This is a genomic window from Acinetobacter sp. Tol 5, assembly GCF_019702905.1.
Lineage (GTDB): Bacteria > Pseudomonadota > Gammaproteobacteria > Pseudomonadales > Moraxellaceae > Acinetobacter > Acinetobacter bereziniae.
Genome location: NZ_AP024708.1, coordinates 1,178,931 through 1,201,348 on the forward strand (window position 1 = coordinate 1,178,931; position 22,418 = coordinate 1,201,348).

The following is a 22,418-nucleotide window of genomic DNA, read 5'->3' on the forward strand; positions in this document are numbered from 1 at the left end:
TTAAATTTTTTTCCATTGCAGATTTTCTTCATCAAAATTGATTAGAAAAGATGTTCCCGATTCATCACCAACCAGATAAGAAGATGGATTGACCATGAGGACTTTTAATAAGGTTCCTGCTTCAATGGTGATCGGGCGTAAATTTTCTTTCGTTAATGTAACGGGTTGAAGTAATTCAATGATTTCCATTTTTTAAATTAACCTGTTGTTTGACTAAAAATTCATTCATTCATCATGACATAAATGAAGACCTGAGGCTGAAATTTAAATTAAAAAGGTTCAATTTAATGTATTTATATGTAATCTAAAGAATATTGATCAAGATTAAGCTAGATTTTGATGTGTATGCAAAATCTAGCTTTTCATGTTTACAACGTGATGTTAGCACCAAGAACTTTAACAAATTGGGCTAACCAAGCAGGATGTGCAGGCCATGCAGGCGCAGTCACCAAATGACCATCAGTCACGGCTTCAGTAACAGCTATATCTGCATATTGACCACCTGCCAGTTTAACTTCAGCGGCACAAGCAGGGTAGGCAGAACATAGACGACCTTTTAATACATCAGCAGCAGCCAGTAGTTGTGCGCCATGACAGACTGCGGCAATCGGTTTCTTTACAGTATCGAATTCACGCACAATTTCAACAACACGTGCATTCATTCGCAAATACTCAGGCGCACGACCACCAGGAATTACCAAACCGATATAATTTTGCACATCAACTTGGTCAAAATCATAGTTAATTGCAAAGTTATGACCACGTTTTTCACTATAGGTTTGTTCACCTTCAAAATCATGGATTGCCGTGGCTATACTGTCACCATTTTTCTTATCTGGGCAGACTGCATGGACGGTATAACCTAATCCTGTAAGGAATTGGAAAGGAACCATGGTTTCATAATCTTCAGCATAATCACCGACTAACATCAAAATTTGTTTAGACATTTTTTCACCTGCTGTTCAAAAAATAGTTATCCTTTCAGGTAAAATAACATGCTCAGATTGCAGTTTTAAGTTGAATTTATGCGGCTTTAGTCTTAATTTTATTCAGAACGTTGTAATCAATAGATATGTAAATTTCTTATTCTAAAGCAAGACTTTTCAGCTTGAGAAAATAACGCTTGAAGCTCAATCCACAACAGGAAGAAGTCGCCGACTTATTTTAAAAGTGATGAATACAGGATTAAAAAGGAAAAATATGAAAAAGTATCTTTTGGGTATTGGTTTAGTGCTTGCAGCAACAGTAAATCATGCTGCGGCGCAACAAACAGTGTATCGGGGAATGGGGGAGGCATCTTCACAATTTCCAAGCTTTAAGAAAATGTTCAAAGATGGACTGATCAATAAAAAGGCAGAAGTTTCTAGATATGATTACAATGATGTCTATCGACTCAAGAAACCCCTAAATTTTATGGGACAAAGCGTCGTTTTGGTTTCAGATGAGTATATGTCTCAATACGCTGGGTGTTGTGTAAGTGAGGGGTGGGGAGCACTTGTCGCAAAAAATACAGATTTAAAACAATTAACTCAATTTGCAAAAGCCAATCAATGTTCATTGACTGAAATGGATCGAAACAGTACAGACTACTATTATTACAAGCTGAAACAGCTGCCAAAAGCACAATATTATGAACTTTCTTGTCGTGAACGAGATCTAGAAAACCAGCAGTAATTTGCATTCAATACATTCGCCAAATCCCCTTTAAAGGGGATTTGGGTTTTATTGGCGATGTGTTTTATAAACGTTGCATTTTATAGAAGTCGAGATTTCCAAGTTCAATTGAAGACAGTTAAACCTAATAATAACGTGACTACAGAATCAGTACACCTGTTCCTGCACCAATCAACATTAACCAAACTGGATGAACATTTTTAAACACACTAAGTACTATAGTCAGGACAACGATTGCAATCAGTAAAATATTTTGTGCAGATGCCTGAGCAATAATCCATGCACTGACGAGCACTAAACCTACAGTAATGGGCTTTAATGCTTTTTCAAATCTCGCACGTAATGGATGGCTTTTAAAATTATTCCAAAATTTCAGTGCATAGACAGTGATAATTGAAGAAGGTCCGAATTTGGCAAAAGATGTAACAAGCAATCCCATCGGTCCTGCAACATGCCAGCCGACTAAAGGCACAATCATCATATTTGGACCAGGCGCAGCCTGTGCCATAGCAAACATAGAACTGAATTGTTCAGCGGTCATCCATTGATGAACCACCACAACTTGATGCTGCATTTCTGGCAAAATGGCATTACCACCGCCAAATGCCAGTAAAGACAATTGAGTAAAAACCAAAGTGAGTGCAATTAGGACATACATTTTGTTTTACTCCTGAGTGAATCTACGTTGTTTAAAGGCTAAAACAGCCATATTCACAGTGACTAAAATCAACAGCGTCAATGCCAAAGGTAGTTTGATCAGCAACATGAAAATAATGGTCAGCAAGATGGTGAAATAAGTCAGTTTACTTTTCATGATTGGTTTCAACATTTTAAAGCCTGTGGCAAACAGTAAACCTGCTGCTGCAGCCGCTAAACCTTGGATCATGTGGCGAACGAGGACAATATCTTGGAAATTGACATACATTTGATACAGTGAAATCACAATCAATGTGGGTGCCAACATCAATCCGAATACCGCACTGAATGCACCTTTAACACCAGCAAAATCATAACCAATCGCGACAGCCATATTGACAATATTGCCGCCGGGTAGAATTTGGCAGACCCCAAGCAAGTCTGTAAATTTTTCAGCGGTTAGCCATTTTTGATCTTCAACAATTAAACGATGAGCCAGTGGTAGTACACCGCCAAACCCCATTAAGCCAAGCTTCATAAAGCCTAAAAATAATGCTTTGCAATTCGGTGTTTCAATGGTTTGCTCCATTGGCATTGCTTCACTATTCATTTAGACCTCTTCAATTTGCTGTGCTGAGTGGATTGAATGTGATTATCTGCTTGTTGAGTTATAATTAAAAATGCTATTTTTGCTGTTATTCATACCTAAAAAGTATGGTTGTGTTGAATTGTTTTCTACAACATGACGCATTATTCGCTTGATACATTTTTATATGGAGGGAGCCACATGATTGATATTCATAAACTCAATGCTTTTGTTGCTGTGGTTGAGGAAAGTAATATTTCTCGTGCAGCCGTACGTTTGAATATGCAACAACCACCATTAACACGCATAATCAAAAGTCTGGAAGATGAATTAGATACCCAATTATTAAAGCGATTACCTCGTGGAGTTGAGGCAACTGAAGCAGGTAAAGCACTCTATCAAGAAGCAGTCACGATCCTTGCACATGCCCAAGCGATTCCTAAACGTGTGCAGAATATCTCGAAAGGATTGGAAGGGCAGATCAATATTGGCTTCACCAATTCAGTCGGTTTACATTCATTTTTGCCTGCATTATTACGAAATTTTCGTGAGAATTTTCCTGCTGTATCCATTCATTTAGAAGAAGATGCCAGTAGTTCATTGATTGATTCAATTATTAATGAAAAAAATGACATCGTATTTTTACGTAAACCCGCGCCGATAAACTTGGGGTTAAAAAGCTTACATGTCTTGGATGAGCCATTGATTGTCGCTTTGCCGAGTAATCATCCTTTAGCTTTACAGGGTGATGTGATTCATCTGTTGGATTTAGAACCCTATGACTTTGTACTATATCGTCGTTTGGCGGGTCAGGATTTATTTGACAATATTTTGGCATGTTGTTATCAGGCGGGTTTTAGTCCAAGAATTGTCCAAGAAGCACCTCGCTTAACCTCAAGTTTAAATTTGATCGCTGCAGGGATTGGCTTATCTATTGTTCCAGAAGCGATTCGCAATTTTTGGAATAAACAGATCGTTTATAAAGCATTACAAGCAGATACCACTTGTATTGCACCGATTTATGCGGTGTATCAACAAGATGCTGAAAATGTACGTTTAAAACATATTTTAAATTTACTGGATTAATGACATCATTTTTTGTATTTAAAGCAGGGTGTTTTTAGAACAGATATTCGTAAGTGCTATCTGACAATGACTCTATCGAGCATATGTATCGGTAAGCTAAGCGAAATTAAAAAATTAACGCAATCATTGCATTTTTGCTACACATAAAAGTTGAGCTTGGGATTAGTATTATCTTTTTAAATTCAAGCGTTAAAATTAAAATTGAGGATAGGCTTTTGAAACTCAAATTTGTAAAAAATGTTTTAGTATCAGCAATGATGTTGTCCTCTACAGTTTTATGGGCAGAAACAGTAGCGACAGCAGTTCAAATGACGCCTACCACTGTAAAAGATCAGAAAAAATCGGGGATTGACCATCAATATTTTGATCAAACTGTAAAAGGCAGTGATGATTTTTATCAACATGTGAATGGTGGCTGGATAAAAAATACGGAAATTCCAGCAGATAAATCTCGTTGGGGCACATTTGATATTTTGCATGAAGAATCATTAAAACAACTGCACGATATCGTCGATGAACTGTCAAAGCAACAGTTGGTTAATGGAAGTTCTGAACAAAAAGTTGCGACCCTATATGCTAATTTTATGGATGAAAAGCGTATAGAAACATTAGGTATTCAACCAATTCAAGCTGAAATCGAAAATGTTGATGCCCTTAAAAATAAAAAAGATATTGCCCAATTAGCAGCACATTTTTCAAGAATCGGTGTCACCAGCCCGTTTGATGTTGGTGTTGATCAAGACATGAAAAACTCTACACAAATGATTGCAATGATGGGACAAAGTGGTTTAGGTTTGCCTGATCGTGATTATTACTTAAAAAATGATGCAAAATTTAAAAAGGTACGTTCACAATATTTAAGCTATATCGAGAAAACGCTAAAATTGGCGGGTGATACTCAAGCTGCACAACATGCTCAAGCCATTTTAAAATTAGAAACGCAGATCGCGAAAATACAGTGGAGTAATGTCCAAAATCGTGATGTAACCAAACTCTACAATATTTATAAGGTTGAAGACTTAGCCAAACTTAGTCCAAAAATTGATTGGAAAACCTATTTAGAAAAACAAGAATTGGCAGATAAAATTAAAACCATACAAGTGATTCAACCGAGTTATTTTAAAGGTTTGAGCCCAATTGTTGACAATACCTCGTTGGATGCTTGGAAAGCTTATTTCAAGTTCCATTTGGTGAGTGATTTTTCACCTTTACTCAGTAAAGCTTTTGTAGATAACAGTTTTGATTTCTATAGCAATCAACTCCGAGAAATCAAAGAACAAAAACCGCGTTGGAAGCGTGGTGTGCAATTGGTCGAAGGTACTTTGGGTGAAAGTCTCGGACAGATCTATGTGAAAAAATATTTTTCTGCTGAGAAAAAGCAACGCATGGAATTACTGGTTCAAAACCTGATGAAAGCCTATTCACAAAGTATTGAACAATTGGATTGGATGAGTCCAGCAACCAAAGTCCAAGCACAGAAAAAGCTGGCAAGTTTTGCGGTGAAAATCGGGTATCCAAACAAATGGCGTGATTACTCAGCCTTGGACATAAAAAATGATGATTTGATTGGTAATGTGATTCGTTCACGTGAGTTTGAACATCAATATGCGTTGAATAAATTGGGCAAACCGGTTGATCGTGATGAATGGGGAATGACACCACAAACGATCAATGCGTATTACAATGCTTCTTTAAATGAAATTGTTTTCCCTGCAGCTATTTTGCAACCTCCATTTTTTGATATGAATGCTGATGATGCAGTCAACTACGGTGCGATTGGTGCAATTATTGGTCATGAAATCAGTCACGGTTTCGATGACCAAGGCAGTCAATTTGATGAGTTGGGTAATATGAAGAATTGGTGGACTGCCGAAGATCATCGAAAATTTAAAGAAAAAACCAATGCACTGGTGGCTCAATACAATGCCTATGAACCGATCAAAGGCTACCATGTTAATGGCGAGCTAACCTTGGGTGAAAACATAGCCGATAATTCTGGCTTGGCGATCGCCTATAAAGCCTATCAATTGTCCTTAAATGGTCAGCCAGCACCAGTGTTAGACAATTTAACCGGCGAACAGCGTTTCTATATCGGTTGGGCTCAAGCATGGCGTTCAAAAATCACTGATGCGATGCAAGTGGAATTCCTAAAAAGAGATCCACATTCGCCAGATAAAGTGCGTGGCAATGCAACTTTGCTGAATCAAGCACCATTTTATGATGCATTCCATCTTAAACAGGGAGATAAAATGTATTTGCCTGCAAATAAACGTGTCACTATTTGGTAATACCAAAAAAACCTGCCAAGTCTGTTGATGGTTTGGCAGGTTTTTCATTCTTGTCGCTACCCTTCGCTCAACAGTGCTTTTGAAAATGGCTGTTTAGGTTGAGCTTTTCTGACTTTAAATTAATTGATTATCTCTAATTCATTTTTTTGTGATTTTTTTATCATTTTATTCAGATAAATAGTGAATAAATTCAATAGAATAAGTTTGTTATTTTGGATTGATTACGCTATTTTGTTAAAAAAATACAATTGAGAAATGTTAGGTGAATTTAAAAGCATTCTTGTGGTTTGCTGGGGCTGGTTGTTTACTACAGGCTTGTACAAGCATTAATACTTCAACATCTGATACATTTAAACAATATGCGTCTCCGCAAGAAATGATTGATAAGAAAAATATCAATGATAATCAACGGTCATCTAAAGAATATGTTTATGATTGGGGACCTAAACAAGGTCATCAAACTGTGCAGTCATTGACACCGAAAACTTATTTAAACAGTTATTGTGTTGCTAAAGGTGGGCGTTTTAGCCAAGTTCAAACCAGTACAATGAATCTGGTCAAAGATGTATGGACAAAGAAATTAATGAATACCTATAGCAGTGTCAAACAAGGGATTGGTGCATATCACTGTGTCGAAACGAATGGTCAACAATGGTATGTTTCAATTGAACCGTTATCTGAACGAAAGCTAGAGCAGAGTGAAACCCGTGCTGTTATCTTGCAAACCAAAATTATATCTCTGGATGAATTAAAAAAACTGTATAACACTAAATCCAATGTCACAAATGCCCAGCAAGAAAAGAAAGCAAAAAATCATCCTGCTAAAAGTACTGAAATAAAAGCCAATAATTTAAAAAATACACCTGTAAATATTGCCGTGAAAACTGCTCCTATAAAACCGATCGAGGAAAAGAAAACAGTTACGCAGATTGTGGAGGAAGTGAAAGAAAAACCGCAAACTGAAAAAGTAGTGACCACACCACAAGCACAGCAAATGCAATTATATAGCGCTGCACGTAAAGATTTAGGACGTGGACAAAATCAGATTAATGCCTGTAATAATGCTGAACGCGCCTATAATTATGGGCGTTTACATGGAGCAAGTGGAATCAATGTCTATGCAGAATCAGGTGTTTTGGTGGCAAGATGTTTAACCAATGTACCGAGTTATAGTCAACGGTTCTCTAATCCGCAAGATCGAGCTAAACGGATTTTGCAGAATTTATCTACCAACCAAAATCATGCAGTTGCGAAACATATGTTAAAACAAATGAAGTGATAATGACTTGGTCGTGGTAGCTCACTGGCATTGATTCAAACCTCAATTAGTCTAAGATTCTTACAAGCAAATGAAATATTGCTTTGATGAGATTGAAGATTGAGCGAATGATCAGTTGAAAAATAACCTCAACAATAAATTCTTTTATAAAGCTTCCTAGTTTTTTTAAGATGCGAAAGACCCATTTGAACATTGCACTGATTTTTTTAAAGATATAATCAAATATCATTATAAAAGGTTTATGTTTATGCAATAGCCAGCACTGTTGGAGTTTGCTTATGCTGATTCTTGGAGGATGCTTACAAAAAATCAGCATGTACAGCCAAATCGAGAAAATAATACCTATACCTGAGAGTGTGATGTACAACATTGACATAAAGTTTTGTTTTTAATTTTCACATGATGTTTGTAGTGTATTCTAATCACATTCATGTCAATTTTTTTAGATAATGATCAATTTCTAAAAAAGACATTCAAAAGTATGTATCAAAAAGTATGTATAGAAAAATGCTCAGAAACAAGCGAACCAAAGAATCAACAGACTGGAAACAATACATTTTCAATTTATTTGAATTTTAGTGTTGTGCCTGAAAATGAGAACTTGATCAATTTACAGAGTCACAAAAGTGCTGATTCATCATTTATGTTAAAACTGGATCAGTCTTCAATTGGAAATTTTCCCATGTCACGCCCAGTTCTTTCCTTTATTTCAAATCAGTTCTCAAAACTTGGACGCACTGTGTTGATCGCTAGCGCATTGATGGGAACTGCACAATTTGCTGTTGCAGGACCCACAGTCGACCAACTTAGCGATTGTTTAGTCAAAGCGACAACTGCGACAGATAAGACCACTGTATTGCAATGGACTTTTGCCGCCTTATCAGCTCATCCTGACTTAAAAGCATTGAGCAATGTCAGTGATGCTCAAAGAACCCAACTTGATCAGAAATTCGCTCAGGTTTTACAACGTGTTATTGTTGAACAGTGTTCTGCACAAGCCAAAGCTGTTATTCAAACTGAAGGCTTACAAGCTGTAGGTGATAGTTTTCAAGAGTTAGGGCGTAGTACAGGAGAAGATATTGTTAAAAACCCTGAGGTGAAGAAACAGTTACAGGGTGTACTACGCTATGTCGACTTAAACAAACTGGTCATGACATTTTTAACTCCAGATATTTGGAATAAATTGGGTACGATTCGTCAATAAATCATCTTTCTAAGCATCTTTAGCAAAGTGCATTTTGTTCACTATATGAATTAAAAATTGTAATCCTACCCCCCTGAATCTTTCTTATTTATGATTAAGGAGGGTAGAGGGTATCCACAAAAAATTAAACTTAAACTGATTTTATGCCCATAAATTATAGTTGCTTGCACCTTATTGAAAGATTGGTTTTTTAAACTATTTACATGCTATCTTGATGATTGAATTGTAAGAATGCGCTAGGTCAATGGAATGGATTTTGTAAAACTGTTTCTTTATAAACAATGGTCAGATCAACGCTTATTCAAAGCCATTGCACAGATCGATCAAGAAAAATATTTAGATGATTATCAGTTTGCTCAACAACAATTCAATCATATGATCATTGTCGAAGAGTTATTTCGAGCCCGACTAGAACATAAAAAAGCGTTACATACACAGACCAATACTGAAGTTTTACCTACATTTGATGAGTTACGACAACGGATTGAACATTCTCATGCGTGGTGGATTGAATTTGTAGAAAATATTCAATCAGATCAACTTGCTGAAATTGTACATTTTCAATTTATCGATAAAAAAACAGGCTCTCTTTCAATAGAAGAAATTCTTTTTCATATCATCAATCATGGCACATACCATCGGGGGAATATTGCCCATGCCTTGCATCATGCTCAAGTGATTCATCCAGCGGATACATATACAGTTTTTATTCATCAACATGAACCTGAGCGTAGAGCTGGTTAGAGCATTTCATTTTCCAAATATTAAATTAAAATTTTTAACAATAGACCCAGACCTATGGACAAGAAAGCAGTCAAGATTTTACTTAAAACCATGAAGCACTCTCAGGATGAATGCTTAGAAAATTGGTTTTATTGGGACAGGTATATGAAATTTATTATGGATGATGAATTTGAATACGCAAAAAGTCATTCAGTCATGTTTGAACCAGAGAAAATAAGCCATAATGAGATTTGCACAAGAATCAAAAATGCAGTGGATCATATTGAAAAACAAGATGTTGTAAATGCATTTATCTATAGTCTCAGTACCCGACAATTAGAATATCGTTCCTTTTTATCGAGTTATTGTATTGGCAAAAGTTTGATTGAACATGATTTTCTAGAGAGCCCAGAGCCGAATTCAACAATCTGTGCCGTGTGCGGTCTACATCGATTTGAATTTGAAGATCCGATTGAATTTAATACGATGAATTATTTCAAATACAAACATGGAAGCTGTACAGTGAATTTGATTTCAGTTCTATTCGATTTAGAGCAGTTTCCTAGACTTCCTGTTGTTAAACCAAGTGAGGTAGATTTCAGTATTCTCAACCAACTCAAATCAATTATTGAGCATGCACAACCCAATGACAGAATAGCGCAATTGAAGAAGAGTATTGCTCAAGCTGTTAAATCAAATGATGAAGAGCGTTTGGGGCTTTTAGAAATTTTTGGTGTGATTGGAATTTTGCATGATGATGAACATTTTGGCTATGTAGACCAATATGTGACTTATCCTGAAAGGGTACATCGCCCTATTAGAAATGATGATGTGAATTACCCTACAAGATGGTGGCAAGGAAAGTTTGGCGTTGATCAAGAGAAATGGGATTATTGGTTTAAGAGTAAATAATCAGCAGTAGATGTAAGGCATGGCATTGAAAGCTTTATAAGATTAAACAATAGATTTATCGCATTGATTTTATTGATCTAGAAATTACATTTAATGAATGAGCTTTTCAACGCATTGACTACAAGAGATTTTTGCTTTCTGAAATAAAAAATAAGTCCTATGATCGTATCAATTGTTTTATAGATTGGTTAAGATTTAATTGTCAAAATTCAACCAATACGTATGATTAATTAAATGATACGCATGAGGTAAAATCTTATGCAAGCGAAATTGACCTTATCTATAAATAAAAAAGTGATTGAACGGGCGAAACTTTATGCTAAGGAACATGAGCAGAGTGTTTCGAGTTTGGTTGAAGCTTATTTAGATCGTATTTCAGCACACACAGAAACTTCCAGTAATATTCAAGCACCTATTACTGGAAGCTTAATCGGTATGTTTGCCGATCAAGACCAAGGGCAGGATGATAAGACACTGCTTTCTGAAGTTTGTATGGAAAAACATAAATGAGCGAGCGGATATTTATTGATTCTGATGTGATTTTGGATGTGGCTTTAGCGCGTCAGCCTTTTGTTCAGGCAAGTCAAATTGTTTTAACGCTGTGTGAGAAAGGGTAATTTACAGGGTGTGTTTCTTCGAACAGTATTGCCAATATCTACTATATTTTGCGTAAGTTGTGGGTGATGAAAAAGCTCGTCTTTTTATTCAACAACTTTTAAAATTTTTGGTGATCATCCCTGTTGATCATGTTGGGATTTCTCAAGCGCTGGTGTCTAAGTTTTCTGATTCTAAAGATGCAATTCAATATTTTTCTGCGTTGAGTTTTGGTTGCCGCAAAATCGTAACGAGAAATATTAAAGATTATAAATTTGCTGAAATAAGTGTTGTTTTACCGATTTTTTTTGTGGAGTGATGGTACTTTGCTACAGGAAAAATTGAGAAAACAATAAATTTGAATATATGCCAAATTTTAAAAACTCAACATATAAATCCTTTAAACAAAGAAAACCCGCTTTAAAGCGGGTTTTCTTTTTAAATTAAATCAGCTTAACCAATCAATTTCTTCATCAATTCATTGACTTGAGCAGGGTTGGCTTTACCACGAGAAGCTTTCATTACTTGACCGACTAGACCATTAAATGCTTTCTCCTTACCAGATTTATACTCTTCAACCATTTTTTCATTGGCAGCAAGTACTTCTTTGATAATAGCTTCAATGGCGCCTGTATCAGTTTCCTGTTTCAAGCCTTTTTCAGCAATAATGGCATCGGCAGTTTTGCCTTCTTCCCACATAAAGCCAAAGACTTGCTTGGCAATCTTACCGCTAATCGTGTTGTCGACAATACGTGCGATCATACCGCCTAACTGTTCAGCAGAAACAGGAGAGTCAGCTAACTCTAAGCCAGCTTTATTTAAAGCACCTGAGAACTCACCCATCACCCAGTTTGCAGCAACTTTACCTTGAGCGGCGCCACCAGAAGCTGTAACAACCGCTTCATAGAAGTCAGCTAATTCACGAGAAAGTGTTAATACATGAGCATCGTATTCAGTCACAGCGAAATCTGCGATAAAGCGTGCACGACGTGCTTTCGGTAACTCAGGAAGAGCCGCACGTGCCGCTTCGATCTGTTCATCCGCAATGATCACAGGCAACAAATCAGGGTCAGGGAAGTAACGATAGTCGTTAGCTTCTTCCTTAGAACGCATTGAACGTGTTTCCATTTTATTTGGATCGAACAAACGCGTTTCCTGATCAATTGAACCACCTTCTTCCAAGATGTCCATTTGACGTTGGATTTCAACATTGATGGCTTGTTCGATAAAACGGAATGAGTTGAGGTTTTTTAACTCACAACGTGTACCAAATGGTTGTCCTGGACGACGTAATGACACGTTACAGTCAGCACGGAATGAACCTTCAGCCATGTTACCGTCAGAAATTCCTAACCAACGCACCAAAGTGTGAATAGATTTGATATAAGCAACAGCTTCTTCAACTGAACGCATATCAGGTTCAGAGACAATTTCAAGTAAAGGTGTACCAGCACGGTTTAAGTCGATACCAGACATGCCTTCAAATTGATCGTGGATTGATTTACCTGCATCCTCTTCCAAATGTGCACGAGTTACGCCTATACGCTTGACTGTGCCATCTTCAAGCTGAATGTCGATATGACCTAGCCCAACGATAGGATTGTCCATCTGGCTGATTTGGTAGCCTTTTGGAGAGTCTGGGTAAAAGTAGTTCTTACGTGCAAATACCGATGCTTGATCGATATAGGCATCAATACCCAAACCAAAACGAATTGCAAGATCAACCACTGCTTGGTTGAGTACTGGCAATACACCCGGCATCGCCAAATCAACAAGGCTGGCTTGGGTATTTGGATCTTGACCAAATTCAGTCGAAGAACCTGAGAAAATTTTAGACTGAGTTGCAAGCTGAGTGTGAATCTCAATCCCGATAACAACTTCCCATCCGTCAATCAACTTTGAAGGTGCTAATTTTTGAGCTTCAGTCATTATGCATTCTCCTCAGCAATTGCCGCACGTTTGGTATGCCAGTCCGTGTTTTGTTGATATTGATGAACAATCGACAACAGTTGTGATTCTGACCAGTAGTTACCAATGAGCTGTAAGCCTACAGGTAAGCTGTCTTTGTCAAAACCAACAGGTGCATTGATGGCTGGTAAACCTGCCAAGTTTACAGCAAGCGTATAAATATCGCCTAAATACATTTCTGTTGGACTGAGGTTTGCGCCAATTTTGTAAGCTGTGGTTGGTGCAGAAGGTGCAGCAATTACATCAACATTTTCAAATGCAGTTAAGAAGTCTTGTTGAATGAGACGACGTACTTTTTGTGCTTTTACATAATAAGCATCGTAATAACCCGCTGAAAGGGCATAAGTCCCAATCAAAATACGACGTTGCACTTCAGCACCAAATGCCTCAGAGCGAGAGCGTTTATGTAAATCTAAAATATCTTTTGGATTTTCACAACGATAGCCATAACGAACACCATCATAACGTGACAAGTTTGAAGATGCTTCAGCAGGCGCAATCAGATAATAGGTCGGTACATAAGCTTCAGTCATGTTGAGATCAATCTCAACCAAAATGGCACCCATGTTTTCCAATGTTTTTAACGACTCTTCAACACGTGCTTTGACCTCAGCATCTAAACCTTGAACATTGAAGTATTGTTTTGGAATACCGATACGCAAGCCTTTCACTGCTGTTGCATTTAAGTTTGCAACATAGTCATCTACTTCTTTGTTGATTGATGTTGAATCTTTTGCATCATGACCTGCGATGGTGTTCATGAGAAAGGCACAGTCTTCAGCAGAACGTGCCATAGGTCCACCTTGATCTAATGATGATGCGAAAGCAATCATCCCGAAACGAGAGACACGACCATAAGTTGGTTTTAGACCTGTCAAACCACAGAATGATGCAGGTTGACGAATAGATCCCCCTGTATCTGTGCCCGTTGCAAAAGGTGCAAGATCAGCGGCAACAACTGCAGCAGAACCACTAGAAGAACCACCCGGAACATGTTCTAAATTCCATGGGTTTTTCGTCGCACCATAAAATGAACTTTCAGAGGTAGAGCCCATGGCAAACTCGTCCATGTTCACTTTACCCAACGTCACTAAACCAGCGGCTTTTGCTTTGGCTACAACCGTCGCATCATAAGGTGAAATAAAATTATCCAACATTTTTGAACCCGCAGAAGTTTTAATTCCTTGAGTACAGAAAATATCTTTATGTGCCAGCGGAACTCCAGCCAAAGTACCCGCCGTGCCATTTTTTAATAAATTGTCAGCAGCATCAGCCTGAGCCAAAGCATATTCCGGAGTAACCGTTACATACGAATTAACACGATCATCAAGTTTCGCAATACGGTCTAAATAATGTTGAGTCAACTCGCGAGATGAAAATTGTGCAGATTTTAAACCTTCTGCCATTTCACGAATCGATAAACGGTGTAAATCAGTCATGAGTACAATTCTTTACGATTAATTTTTAAAAATAAGTTTAACTGATCAAATATTATTCAATCACTCTCGGAACAAGGTACAAACCATCCTGAACTGCAGGAGCAATGGCTTGATATTCTTCACGATGGTTGCTTTCCGATACAACATCTGGACGAAGTGGTTGTGGATGATCGAATGGGCTCTTAAGTGGCTCAACACCATCGGTATTGATTGCTTTTAAGGTCTCCATCATCCCTAAGATTTTATTTAAACTTTGAGCATATTCAGCAGATTGCGTATCATTCAGCGACAATCGAGCAAGATTGGCGATTTGCGATACAGTTTGTGCATTTAATTCTGCAGAATGCTGAACATCTGAACTTGACATGATGTCTCACCTAATCAGTTTTAAAAAAATTCAAAATATCGTGCGTTATAATAAGCGATTGACTTGTTCAAATCATCACATTTAGTTAAAGTTGCCATCTTGCGTCCATATAAAGTTTAAACTGAGAACGACCCGTGATTCTAAAACGACTAATTGGCTTGTTTTCGCCAGATCTAGCCATTGATTTAGGTACTGCAAATACACTTATTTATGCACCAGGAAGGGGCATTATATTAAACGAACCGACAGTTGTGGCGATTCGTCACAGTGGTTCGCAGAAAATTGTTGCAGCTGTGGGTTTAGATGCTAAGCAAATGCTTGGTCGTACCCCAGCCAATATTTCTGCAATCCGTCCGATGAAGGATGGTGTTATTGCTGATTTCGAAGTCACTGAAACCATGTTAAATCAATTTATTGGTAAAGTGCATGAAAAACGCCTATTCCCACCTGCGCCTCGTGTTGTGGTTTGTGTACCGTGTAAATCAACTTTGGTAGAGCGCCGTGCGATTCGTGAAGCTGTATTCAATGCTGGTGCCCGTGATGTACGTTTGATTGAAGAGCCTATGGCTGCTGCGATCGGTGCGGGTATGCCTGTAGAGCAAGCATGCGGTTCTATGGTCGTTGATGTTGGTGGCGGTACAACTGAAATTGCCATCATTTCCCTACAAGGGTGTGTATACGCAGATTCTTTACGTATCGGCGGTGATGTGTTTGATGAACAAATTATTAATTATGTACGTAAAGCACATGGTTGTGTAATTGGTGAAACGACTGCTGAGACCATCAAAAAAGAAGTTGGAATGGCTGTCGCAGACGGCAAGACTTTAGAAATTGAAGTTCGTGGTCGTAACCTTGCTGAAGGTGTTCCACGCGCGATTACAGTGACTTCTGATGAAATCACGCAAGCGATTGCTGATCCATTACAAAGTATTGTATCTGCTGTGAAATCTGCACTTGAACAAACTCCACCAGAATTATCTTCAGATATTGCTGAACGTGGAATAGTTTTAACAGGTGGTGGAGCATTATTGCGTAATCTGGATAAATTACTTGCCCAAGAGACAGGTTTACCTGTTGTTGTTGCTGAAGATCCTTTAACTTGTGTGACTCGTGGCGGTGGAAAAGTCTTAGAATTCTTTGACAATCCAAACCATGATATGCTTTTTGTAGGCTAAACTATACTCGATTAAGTTTAAGGATGAGGCGGTGCAACCGAATCTCTTTTCAAGACAACCGCCATCTTTTCGCTCTTTTATCATTGCGGTCATCACTTGCTTGGTAGTGTTGTTCTTTAACTGGCGCATGCCTCAAGTGATTCAACCTGCAAGAGAGGTCTTGTATGCGGCATATAATCCAATTTATGCCTTAGCAAGTTATCCTGTATTGTCGAAAGAATGGCTGAATCAACAAACAAAATCTGAAGCTCAGTTGCGTCGCGAAAACACTGCGATGCAAGCTGAATTGCTTCAGGCTCAGGTTCGTCTGCAAAAACTCTCAGAACTTTCTGCTGAAAATACCCGTTTACGAGGATTACTCAATACACCGTTAATTATTGATGGACGTATGGAGATTGCGGAAGTGATTGGAACAGATGCTGATCCATTACGTCATATCATTATCATCAACCGTGGTTCAGCCAATCATCTTAAAGTCGGTCAAACTGTTTTAGATGATAAAGGGATCATGGGGCAGATCATCAACGTTTATCCTCATAGTAGTCGTGTAATGCTGCTTTCTGATAAAGAACATTCTTTATCTGTACGACTTGAAAGCTCAGGTATGCGAGCCATCGTGACAGGTACAGGTGATTTAGGGCATTTGAAAATGGAATATGTTCCAACGAGTGCCAACATCAAAGTGGGTGATAAGGTTTATAGTTCTGGTTTAGGTCAGCATTTTCCAGCGGGCTATTTGGTCGGTGCTGTGTCTAAAGTGATGCGACATAATACTGGAGAGTTTGCACAAATTGATGTTGTTCCAGCTGCACAGTTAGCCGGTGGGCATCACGTTGTAGTACTTTTCTCGGATTCATTAGCGATGGAGCAGCCAAATGTTGATCGCTAAAAAGTTACCATCAGAAAAACAACGTAAAGATCCGCTATGGATTATCATTGTTTCAATCGTAATTGCTTCGATTTTGGTGGTCTATCCGATGTCCTATGCAATAGCAGGATGGCGTCCACTTTATATGTTTTTAATCATGCTATTTTGGGTGCTGTGTCAGCCAACTTGGTGTGGTATCTGGTTTGCATTTACGCTGGGTCTATTTACTGATCTTTTGCTAGATGCACCTTTGGGCATGAATGCATTAAGTTATGTGCTGATTGCTTTTTTAACACGTTATTTTATTCGAGAGAGACGCGTGCTGACATTTAGTAACCTTTGGGTGATCACTATGTTGGCGATTCTTGCACATTTAACCTTTACCTTTATGGCGCAAGTGATGGCAGGAACACATTTTTCGATAACACGTCATTGGCAAACTTTGATTTCCAGTATTTTTTGCTGGCCAATTCTTTATTATTTATTAAAAAGATGGCGCATTTAATTCTTGCTTCAAGCTCGCCAAGGCGTCAAGAACTGTTGTTACAACTGGGCTTGGCGTTTGACGTGCATAGCCCGGATGTTGATGAATCTGTAAATGAAAATGAGCAGATTGATCACTATGTGTCGCGTTTGGCAAAAAGTAAAGTGCAAGCAGTTCTAAGCTTGTATCCTGAGGCGACCATCGTTGCTGCGGATACCAGTTTGGTTGTTGCTGATCAAATTATAGGTAAGCCAGCATCCAAACAGCATGCTTTCGAAATTTGGAGAGTATTGTCAGGGCGGAAACATGAGGTGCTGACAGGAGTTTGTGTTGCAAATGCCAATCAATTATTGAGTACCGTGGTTCGCACACAAGTTGAGTTTCAAGCGTTAAGTCTCAAAGATATGGAAGACTATTGGGCAACAGGTGAACCTCTAGGCAAAGCGGGTGGATATGCAATTCAAGGCATTGCTGCGAAATATGTGACACGGATAAATGGTAGTTATAGCAATGTGGTTGGGCTACCATTACATGAAACGATACAATTACTTGATCGTCTAGATCAATGCAGTTGAGGCACGAAATTAACTGCAAAAAAGAATTTTTATAATGTTTTGAGTTGAGTTATGTCTGACGAGTTACTGATTAACGTCACACCTATGGAGTGTCGTGTGGCGTTAATTCAAAATGGTACGGTCAATGAACTGTTTGTTGAGCGAACTGTTAAAAGAGGGTTGGTCGGTAATATTTACAAAGGAAAGGTTGTGCGTGTCCTACCTGGGATGCAAGCTGCTTTTGTGGATATTGGCTTGTCTCGTACTGCATTTTTACATATCAATGATATGATTTGGCCACGTCATCAGCCCACGCCGAATGTTTTTGAACTCTTACAACCCGGTCAGATTCTAACAGTACAAGTGATGAAAGATATGTTAGGCACGAAAGGTGCACGACTGAGTACGGATCTTTCTATTCCTTCACGTTATCTGGTTTTGATGCCTTATGGTAGTCATATTGGTGTATCACAACGGATTGAATCTGAAGAAGAACGTGACCGTTTGCGTTCAATGATTGAAAGGATTCAAGAAGAGCATAAGCTTCCTGGTTCAGTCATTGTCCGTACTGCAGCTGATGGAATTGATGAAGCATCTATCGCGCAGGATATGGCTTATTTAGCGAAGCTTTGGGAATTTATTCAGAAAAAGCAAAAAATTATTGCGGTTCCCTCACTGATTTTTGAAGAACTTCCATTACCTCAACGTGTGATTCGTGATTTGGCAAATGAAGATACTGCCACGATCTATGTTGACTCTCGTGAAATACATGCCAAGTTACAAGAGTTTGTCGCTGAGTTTGTTCCGAGTATGGGTAGTCGTTTACAACATTATCCAGGAGAGCGCCCACTTTTTGATTTGTACAATGTTGAAGAAGACATTCAAAAAGCATTACAAACTCGGGTTGCATTAAAGTCTGGTGGTTATTTGATGATTGACCAGACGGAGGCAATGACCACGATTGATGTCAACACAGGTTCTTATGTGGGTGGTCGTACGCTTGAAGATACAGTCTTCAAAACCAATATGGAAGCCACCCAAGTCATCGCTCGACAGTTACGTTTACGCAATTTAGGCGGCATTATCATTATTGATTTCATCGATATGCAGGAAGCTGTACATCGTGAAGAAGTCATGAACCAGTTTGAGAAGATGCTTGAGCGTGATCATGCCAAGACAAAAATTACCCAAGTGTCTGAACTTGGTTTGGTGGAAATGACACGTAAACGTACACGTGAATCACTGGAACATTTGTTATGTGAATCATGTCCAACCTGTCAGGGGCGTGGATTTGTGAAAACAGCAGAGACAGTGTGTTACGAAATTTTTCGAGAAATCCTTAGATATACACGAGCTTATGAATCTCAGAGTGGCTTTACTGTTATCGGTCATCCATCTGTGATTGATCGGCTGTTAACTGCAGAAGCCCCAGCTGTCGCGGATTTGGAGCATTTTATTAATCGTGTGATTAAATTCCAAGTTGAAAATTTATACACGCAAGAGCAATACGATATCATTTTAAGTTGAAATTGTAACAGGATGTCGTTAAACAGTTGTTACATCTGAAATTTTACTTTTTGAGCTGATTTCACAATACTAGATTACAAAGGTAGCCAAAGACTCTCTCCCTACCAGTCTTAGCAAGTGAGGTCATAAAATGAGCGTAAGTGAACAATTAATAAGTCGCAGTATCAAACATGTATTAGAAAACCAACCAAAGAATACATGTGTAATGTTGGATGACAATGGTCAAGAAGTGAAAATTACCAAAGACATGGTTGTAAACGTCTGTCACCAATTACTCAATAAGTGTCGTAACGTAAAAGATTAAGGGGCATTAATAAGCCCCTTAATTTTTTTAGAATTACATTTTCGTGAATTGAATCTAAGAACAAAAATAAATCTAAATAGAAGATTGAGTAGAAAAGCCTAAGCAGGCTTTTCTACTGTGTTGGACTCAACAATCAGATCTTGTGCATAGACTTGTGTATCTTCGTTTTTTTCAACTGCCTTTTCAGTAGCTTTTTGCGTGACATTTTTCTGTGTAATCAGCTGTTCAAATTTTTGGATCTCATTCTCTAAATGTGTCAGTAGGTTTTGCAACTTCGGTAAAGATTTACGGCAGCCAGTTAAACCCACTTCCAACTTATCTAGATAACTGGTCATAGTAATATTTAATGCCTGACCATCTAGCACAATTGATGCTGGGTAGAGGGCATCCAGTTTAGCACCATTCCAATATAGTGGTTCTCTTGGACCCGGTACGTTAGAAATAATCACATTAAACGCCTGACGCTTAGGCATAAGCCCTGATGCAATGTTGATTCCCGCAGCACCAAAAACAAAAGCACTATAGTTCAGAATTTGGTCTGAACTCATACGTTTAAAGCGATTCTTTGCATTTTGCACACTACGTCGAATGATGTCTAAACGTTCTAATGGATCTTCTTTATGCGTGCCTAAATTCGCTAAAATCATAGTGATACGATTACTCATATCTGAATCATCATCACGTAGAGAAGCAGGTACCATTGCAATGAGTGGTTTCTTAGGGAGTGCGTCTTGAGTAATTAAATAATCACGGATTGCGCCAGAGCAAACTGCGAGTACGATATCATTGATAGTTACACCCAGTGCTTTGGAAATATTTCTAAAACGATCAAGTTCAAAAGATTGGGCTGCAAAACGACGCGAAGAGCTTACTCGTTGATTAAATAAACTGCTCGGGGCTTGAAAGCTTGAAACATAATCAGGATTTTTCCCCATTTCTTTAAAGACTGTTTGAAATAATTCCTGAGTTACTTTTGGTGCTGCTTCGACTTGCCCCTTTAACGCGGCAAAAACTTTTTTGACTCGTCCAAGTTTGGTTTCTTTAAGACGTTTGGCACGTTTACCTTCAACACACCAAGGTGGAACAATGGTTTTGGAATGCTCATCTTTAGAGAAAGACTTTTCTAAAAGACGCATACCTGCTACACCGTCAATCATTGCATGGTGGATTTTAAAGTACATGGCAAAACGATTGCCTTCGATCCCTTCAATGATATGGCAGGTCCAAAGCGGTTTTGCACGATCAATCAGTGCGCTATGTTCTTGTGAAATATAAACCAATAATTCACGGATACGCCCGGGATGAGGTAAGGCGATATGACGGAAATGGTGGTCAATATCAAATTCTTCATCTTCGTCCCAAAATAAACCATTGAGACGATTGTTAAATGGAGGAACCGGAATAGACTTTGAGTTACGAATATCAGCGACAAGGTCTTGTATAAACGTCGATGGTGCATGTTCAGGGATTTGGAATAAGAACAATCCACCAACATGCATCGGTTGTTGTCTTTTTTCTAAATTTAAAAAAATGAAATCAATGGGGTGTAATGGGCGCATGGTCTTGGATTGCCTCACTGCAATTTCTACAACAACTCATTTATGAGTGTTAGATTGTTAGAATTATAGAACCGAGTAAATAGTATAAAACTTTTTCAGGGATAAAATCCAAGCATTTCGATGAATGTAAAGTTTACAAAAAGTCATTAAATTTAATGACTTTTTTTTTACCATTATTTTTTTAAGTTACCCGCATGTAAACCGCATTCTTTATGTGTTGCTTCTTCCCACCACCAACGACCTTCACGTTCATGCTGATTTGGAAGCACTGGGCGAGTACATGGCTCACAACCGATTGAAATAAAACCTTTTTCATGTAAAGGATTATAAGGAATTTCCATCATGCGGATATAGTTCCATACATCTGCACTGGACCAGTTCGCCAAAGGATTGTATTTGATCAGCTGTTTTCCTTCACCTGAAAAACCTGCATCAGCTTGAATGACAGGAATCTCTGTACGTGTTCCTGGGCTTTGATCTTTACGTTGACCTGTAATCCAACCATCTAAAGTTGCCAGTTTTTTACGTAAAGGTTGTACTTTTCGGATACCACAGCATTCTTTATGATCGTCTTGGTAAAAACTGAATAAGCCTTTTTCATTGACCAATTGCTGAACAGCTTCTGATTCAGGAAAGCAAATCTCAATTTTAATACCGTAGTGCTTACGCACAGTATCGATAAACTGATAAGTTTCAGGATGCAAGCGTCCAGTATCTAAACTAAATACACGAAATGGCTTGCCTAAATTATGTGCCATATCAATCAGAACAACATCTTCTGCGCCAGAAAATGAAATTGCGATTTCACCCTCTTGAGAAAGTGCAAGTTCTAAAATTTCAGAAGGGGATTTGTCTGCATACTCTGTTGCTAAAGCGTCAACAAGATCTATGGTGGGAATGGCGGTCATATCTGCTCCTGGCAGTTAGCTTGAAGCTATGTTGTTCATCAACATTCTTAAAAGATATTTTAATTTAAGCATTTTAGCAAAAAATAAAGCAATTCAACTTTGTGTGAATGTTATCTTTGAGATGTGCAGATATTTTAAAGTAAATGAAATATTGTGCTTAGCAGATTAATTAAAATACTTATGAATAAAAAAGATTTAATCGATGGATTCATCTGAAGTGTAAAGTACCAAAGATACTTAATCGGATATGGATAAAAGCAGCATAATGCTCTCACCAACACAT

The 22,418-nt window shown here is 38.2% G+C and carries 24 protein-coding genes; 15 read left to right on the forward strand and 9 right to left on the reverse strand.

The features are described from left to right. Both TOL5_RS05480 and TOL5_RS05485 read right to left on the reverse strand, forming a co-directional pair. Nucleotides 1–189, reverse strand: coding sequence for a hypothetical protein (locus TOL5_RS05480; protein WP_004829530.1), 189 nt, complete (start codon nt 187–189; stop codon nt 1–3). Nucleotides 190–368: 179 nt separating this feature from the next. After that, entirely contained in the window at nt 369–947 is a 579-nt protein-coding gene (locus TOL5_RS05485; RefSeq protein WP_100885734.1) for a DJ-1/PfpI family protein, read from the reverse strand. Between the two features lie 253 nt (nt 948–1,200). Between TOL5_RS05485 and TOL5_RS05490 the strand changes: the two genes are divergently transcribed. Further along, a complete protein-coding gene (locus TOL5_RS05490; RefSeq protein WP_121773813.1) occupies nt 1,201–1,674 on the forward strand; it encodes a hypothetical protein in 474 nt (157 codons plus the stop codon). Nucleotides 1,675–1,813: 139 nt separating this feature from the next. Here the strand turns inward: TOL5_RS05490 and TOL5_RS05495 are convergent, their stop codons facing one another. Further along, on the reverse strand, nt 1,814–2,332 hold the full coding sequence (locus TOL5_RS05495) for a chromate transporter (RefSeq protein ID WP_004829527.1): 519 nt from the start codon (nt 2,330–2,332) through the stop codon (nt 1,814–1,816). Between the two features lie 6 nt (nt 2,333–2,338). Beyond that, nucleotides 2,339–2,920, reverse strand: coding sequence for a chromate transporter (locus TOL5_RS05500; protein WP_121773814.1), 582 nt, complete (start codon nt 2,918–2,920; stop codon nt 2,339–2,341). Nucleotides 2,921–3,097: 177 nt separating this feature from the next. Between TOL5_RS05500 and TOL5_RS05505 the strand changes: the two genes are divergently transcribed. From TOL5_RS05505 to TOL5_RS05540, 8 genes are all read left to right on the forward strand, one after another. Continuing rightward, entirely contained in the window at nt 3,098–3,982 is an 885-nt protein-coding gene (locus TOL5_RS05505) for a LysR family transcriptional regulator (protein WP_046759735.1), read from the forward strand. Nucleotides 3,983–4,197: 215 nt separating this feature from the next. Continuing rightward, on the forward strand, nt 4,198–6,270 hold the full coding sequence (locus TOL5_RS05510) for a M13 family metallopeptidase (RefSeq protein WP_005033073.1): 2,073 nt from the start codon (nt 4,198–4,200) through the stop codon (nt 6,268–6,270). Nucleotides 6,271–6,532: 262 nt separating this feature from the next. Beyond that, complete coding sequence (locus TOL5_RS05515; protein WP_221260671.1) at nt 6,533–7,549, forward strand: hypothetical protein; 1,017 nt, start codon at nt 6,533–6,535, stop codon at nt 7,547–7,549. A 682-nt stretch (nt 7,550–8,231) separates the two neighbouring features. After that, a complete protein-coding gene (locus TOL5_RS05520) occupies nt 8,232–8,753 on the forward strand; it encodes a hypothetical protein (RefSeq protein ID WP_121773867.1) in 522 nt (173 codons plus the stop codon). A gap of 249 nt (nt 8,754–9,002) precedes the next feature. Beyond that, the gene (locus tag TOL5_RS05525) at nt 9,003–9,497 is read left to right on the forward strand and encodes a DinB family protein (protein ID WP_121773816.1); all 495 of its coding nucleotides are present in this window, start codon (nt 9,003–9,005) and stop codon (nt 9,495–9,497) included. Between the two features lie 144 nt (nt 9,498–9,641). Further along, nucleotides 9,642–10,388, forward strand: a complete 747-nt coding sequence (locus TOL5_RS05530; protein WP_227543946.1) for a hypothetical protein — start codon at nt 9,642–9,644, stop codon at nt 10,386–10,388. Between the two features lie 258 nt (nt 10,389–10,646). Then, nucleotides 10,647–10,898 (forward strand): DUF6364 family protein, encoded by a 252-nt coding sequence (locus tag TOL5_RS05535; RefSeq protein ID WP_121773818.1) that lies wholly within the window; start codon nt 10,647–10,649, stop codon nt 10,896–10,898. A gap of 166 nt (nt 10,899–11,064) precedes the next feature. After that, nucleotides 11,065–11,301, forward strand: a complete 237-nt coding sequence (locus TOL5_RS05540) for a PIN domain-containing protein (RefSeq protein ID WP_227543947.1) — start codon at nt 11,065–11,067, stop codon at nt 11,299–11,301. Nucleotides 11,302–11,435: 134 nt separating this feature from the next. Here the strand turns inward: TOL5_RS05540 and gatB are convergent, their stop codons facing one another. The 3 genes from gatB to gatC are packed head-to-tail and all read right to left on the reverse strand — an operon-like array spanning nt 11,436 to nt 14,756. Continuing rightward, the gene (gatB, locus tag TOL5_RS05545; RefSeq protein WP_121773819.1) at nt 11,436–12,911 is read right to left on the reverse strand and encodes an Asp-tRNA(Asn)/Glu-tRNA(Gln) amidotransferase subunit GatB; all 1,476 of its coding nucleotides are present in this window, start codon (nt 12,909–12,911) and stop codon (nt 11,436–11,438) included. Next, nucleotides 12,911–14,389: an Asp-tRNA(Asn)/Glu-tRNA(Gln) amidotransferase subunit GatA gene (gene gatA / locus TOL5_RS05550; RefSeq protein WP_221260672.1), complete on the reverse strand. Its 1,479-nt coding sequence runs from the start codon at nt 14,387–14,389 to the stop codon at nt 12,911–12,913. The genes gatB and gatA overlap by 1 nt, the downstream gene beginning before the upstream one ends. A 52-nt stretch (nt 14,390–14,441) precedes the next feature. After that, complete coding sequence (gene gatC, locus TOL5_RS05555) at nt 14,442–14,756, reverse strand: Asp-tRNA(Asn)/Glu-tRNA(Gln) amidotransferase subunit GatC (protein ID WP_004829513.1); 315 nt, start codon at nt 14,754–14,756, stop codon at nt 14,442–14,444. 134 nt (nt 14,757–14,890) lie between these two features. On the opposite strand from gatC, the gene TOL5_RS05560 reads away from it, so the two are divergent. The 6 genes from TOL5_RS05560 to TOL5_RS05585 all read left to right on the forward strand — a co-directional run bounded on the left by TOL5_RS05560 (nt 14,891) and on the right by TOL5_RS05585 (nt 19,668). Continuing rightward, nucleotides 14,891–15,931 carry a rod shape-determining protein gene (locus TOL5_RS05560; protein ID WP_005033052.1) on the forward strand — a complete coding sequence of 347 codons (1,041 nt, stop codon included), beginning with the start codon at nt 14,891–14,893 and terminating at the stop codon, nt 15,929–15,931. 31 nt (nt 15,932–15,962) lie between these two features. Next, complete coding sequence (gene mreC, locus TOL5_RS05565) at nt 15,963–16,820, forward strand: rod shape-determining protein MreC (RefSeq protein ID WP_121773820.1); 858 nt, start codon at nt 15,963–15,965, stop codon at nt 16,818–16,820. After that, complete coding sequence (gene mreD / locus TOL5_RS05570) at nt 16,807–17,304, forward strand: rod shape-determining protein MreD (RefSeq protein WP_004829511.1); 498 nt, start codon at nt 16,807–16,809, stop codon at nt 17,302–17,304. Before mreC ends, mreD begins: the two co-directional genes overlap by 14 nt. Continuing rightward, on the forward strand, nt 17,292–17,858 hold the full coding sequence (locus tag TOL5_RS05575; protein WP_121773821.1) for a Maf family nucleotide pyrophosphatase: 567 nt from the start codon (nt 17,292–17,294) through the stop codon (nt 17,856–17,858). Before mreD ends, TOL5_RS05575 begins: the two co-directional genes overlap by 13 nt. A gap of 51 nt (nt 17,859–17,909) precedes the next feature. Continuing rightward, a complete protein-coding gene (gene rng, locus TOL5_RS05580) occupies nt 17,910–19,364 on the forward strand; it encodes a ribonuclease G (RefSeq protein WP_004829509.1) in 1,455 nt (484 codons plus the stop codon). Between the two features lie 130 nt (nt 19,365–19,494). After that, nucleotides 19,495–19,668, forward strand: a complete 174-nt coding sequence (locus tag TOL5_RS05585) for a PA1571 family protein (protein WP_162987648.1) — start codon at nt 19,495–19,497, stop codon at nt 19,666–19,668. Nucleotides 19,669–19,766: 98 nt separating this feature from the next. Here the strand turns inward: TOL5_RS05585 and TOL5_RS05590 are convergent, their stop codons facing one another. Both TOL5_RS05590 and TOL5_RS05595 read right to left on the reverse strand, forming a co-directional pair. Further along, entirely contained in the window at nt 19,767–21,227 is a 1,461-nt protein-coding gene (locus TOL5_RS05590) for a WS/DGAT/MGAT family O-acyltransferase (RefSeq protein ID WP_042090020.1), read from the reverse strand. A 173-nt stretch (nt 21,228–21,400) separates the two neighbouring features. Further along, the gene (locus TOL5_RS05595; RefSeq protein ID WP_042090022.1) at nt 21,401–22,135 is read right to left on the reverse strand and encodes a phosphoadenylyl-sulfate reductase; all 735 of its coding nucleotides are present in this window, start codon (nt 22,133–22,135) and stop codon (nt 21,401–21,403) included. Nucleotides 22,136–22,418 lie beyond the last annotated feature (283 nt).

Excerpts from the sequence above, each read along its gene's own strand:
- TOL5_RS05480 (WP_004829530.1), bottom strand. The coding sequence starts at position 189 with ATGGAAATCATTGAATTACTTCAACCCGTTACATTAACGAAAGAAAAT.
- TOL5_RS05485 (WP_100885734.1), bottom strand. The coding sequence starts at position 947 with ATGTCTAAACAAATTTTGATGTTAGTCGGTGATTATGCTGAAGATTAT.
- TOL5_RS05490 (WP_121773813.1), top strand. The coding sequence starts at position 1,201 with ATGAAAAAGTATCTTTTGGGTATTGGTTTAGTGCTTGCAGCAACAGTA.
- TOL5_RS05495 (WP_004829527.1), bottom strand. The coding sequence starts at position 2,332 with ATGTATGTCCTAATTGCACTCACTTTGGTTTTTACTCAATTGTCTTTA.
- TOL5_RS05500 (WP_121773814.1), bottom strand. The coding sequence starts at position 2,920 with ATGAATAGTGAAGCAATGCCAATGGAGCAAACCATTGAAACACCGAAT.
- TOL5_RS05505 (WP_046759735.1), top strand. The coding sequence starts at position 3,098 with ATGATTGATATTCATAAACTCAATGCTTTTGTTGCTGTGGTTGAGGAA.
- TOL5_RS05520 (WP_121773867.1), top strand. The coding sequence starts at position 8,232 with ATGTCACGCCCAGTTCTTTCCTTTATTTCAAATCAGTTCTCAAAACTT.
- TOL5_RS05525 (WP_121773816.1), top strand. The coding sequence starts at position 9,003 with ATGGATTTTGTAAAACTGTTTCTTTATAAACAATGGTCAGATCAACGC.
- TOL5_RS05530 (WP_227543946.1), top strand. The coding sequence starts at position 9,642 with ATGAAATTTATTATGGATGATGAATTTGAATACGCAAAAAGTCATTCA.
- TOL5_RS05535 (WP_121773818.1), top strand. The coding sequence starts at position 10,647 with ATGCAAGCGAAATTGACCTTATCTATAAATAAAAAAGTGATTGAACGG.
- gatB (WP_121773819.1), bottom strand. The coding sequence starts at position 12,911 with ATGACTGAAGCTCAAAAATTAGCACCTTCAAAGTTGATTGACGGATGG.
- gatA (WP_221260672.1), bottom strand. The coding sequence starts at position 14,389 with ATGACTGATTTACACCGTTTATCGATTCGTGAAATGGCAGAAGGTTTA.
- gatC (WP_004829513.1), bottom strand. The coding sequence starts at position 14,756 with ATGTCAAGTTCAGATGTTCAGCATTCTGCAGAATTAAATGCACAAACT.
- mreD (WP_004829511.1), top strand. The coding sequence starts at position 16,807 with ATGTTGATCGCTAAAAAGTTACCATCAGAAAAACAACGTAAAGATCCG.
- TOL5_RS05575 (WP_121773821.1), top strand. The coding sequence starts at position 17,292 with ATGGCGCATTTAATTCTTGCTTCAAGCTCGCCAAGGCGTCAAGAACTG.
- rng (WP_004829509.1), top strand. The coding sequence starts at position 17,910 with ATGTCTGACGAGTTACTGATTAACGTCACACCTATGGAGTGTCGTGTG.
- TOL5_RS05585 (WP_162987648.1), top strand. The coding sequence starts at position 19,495 with ATGAGCGTAAGTGAACAATTAATAAGTCGCAGTATCAAACATGTATTA.
- TOL5_RS05590 (WP_042090020.1), bottom strand. The coding sequence starts at position 21,227 with ATGCGCCCATTACACCCCATTGATTTCATTTTTTTAAATTTAGAAAAA.
- TOL5_RS05595 (WP_042090022.1), bottom strand. The coding sequence starts at position 22,135 with ATGACCGCCATTCCCACCATAGATCTTGTTGACGCTTTAGCAACAGAG.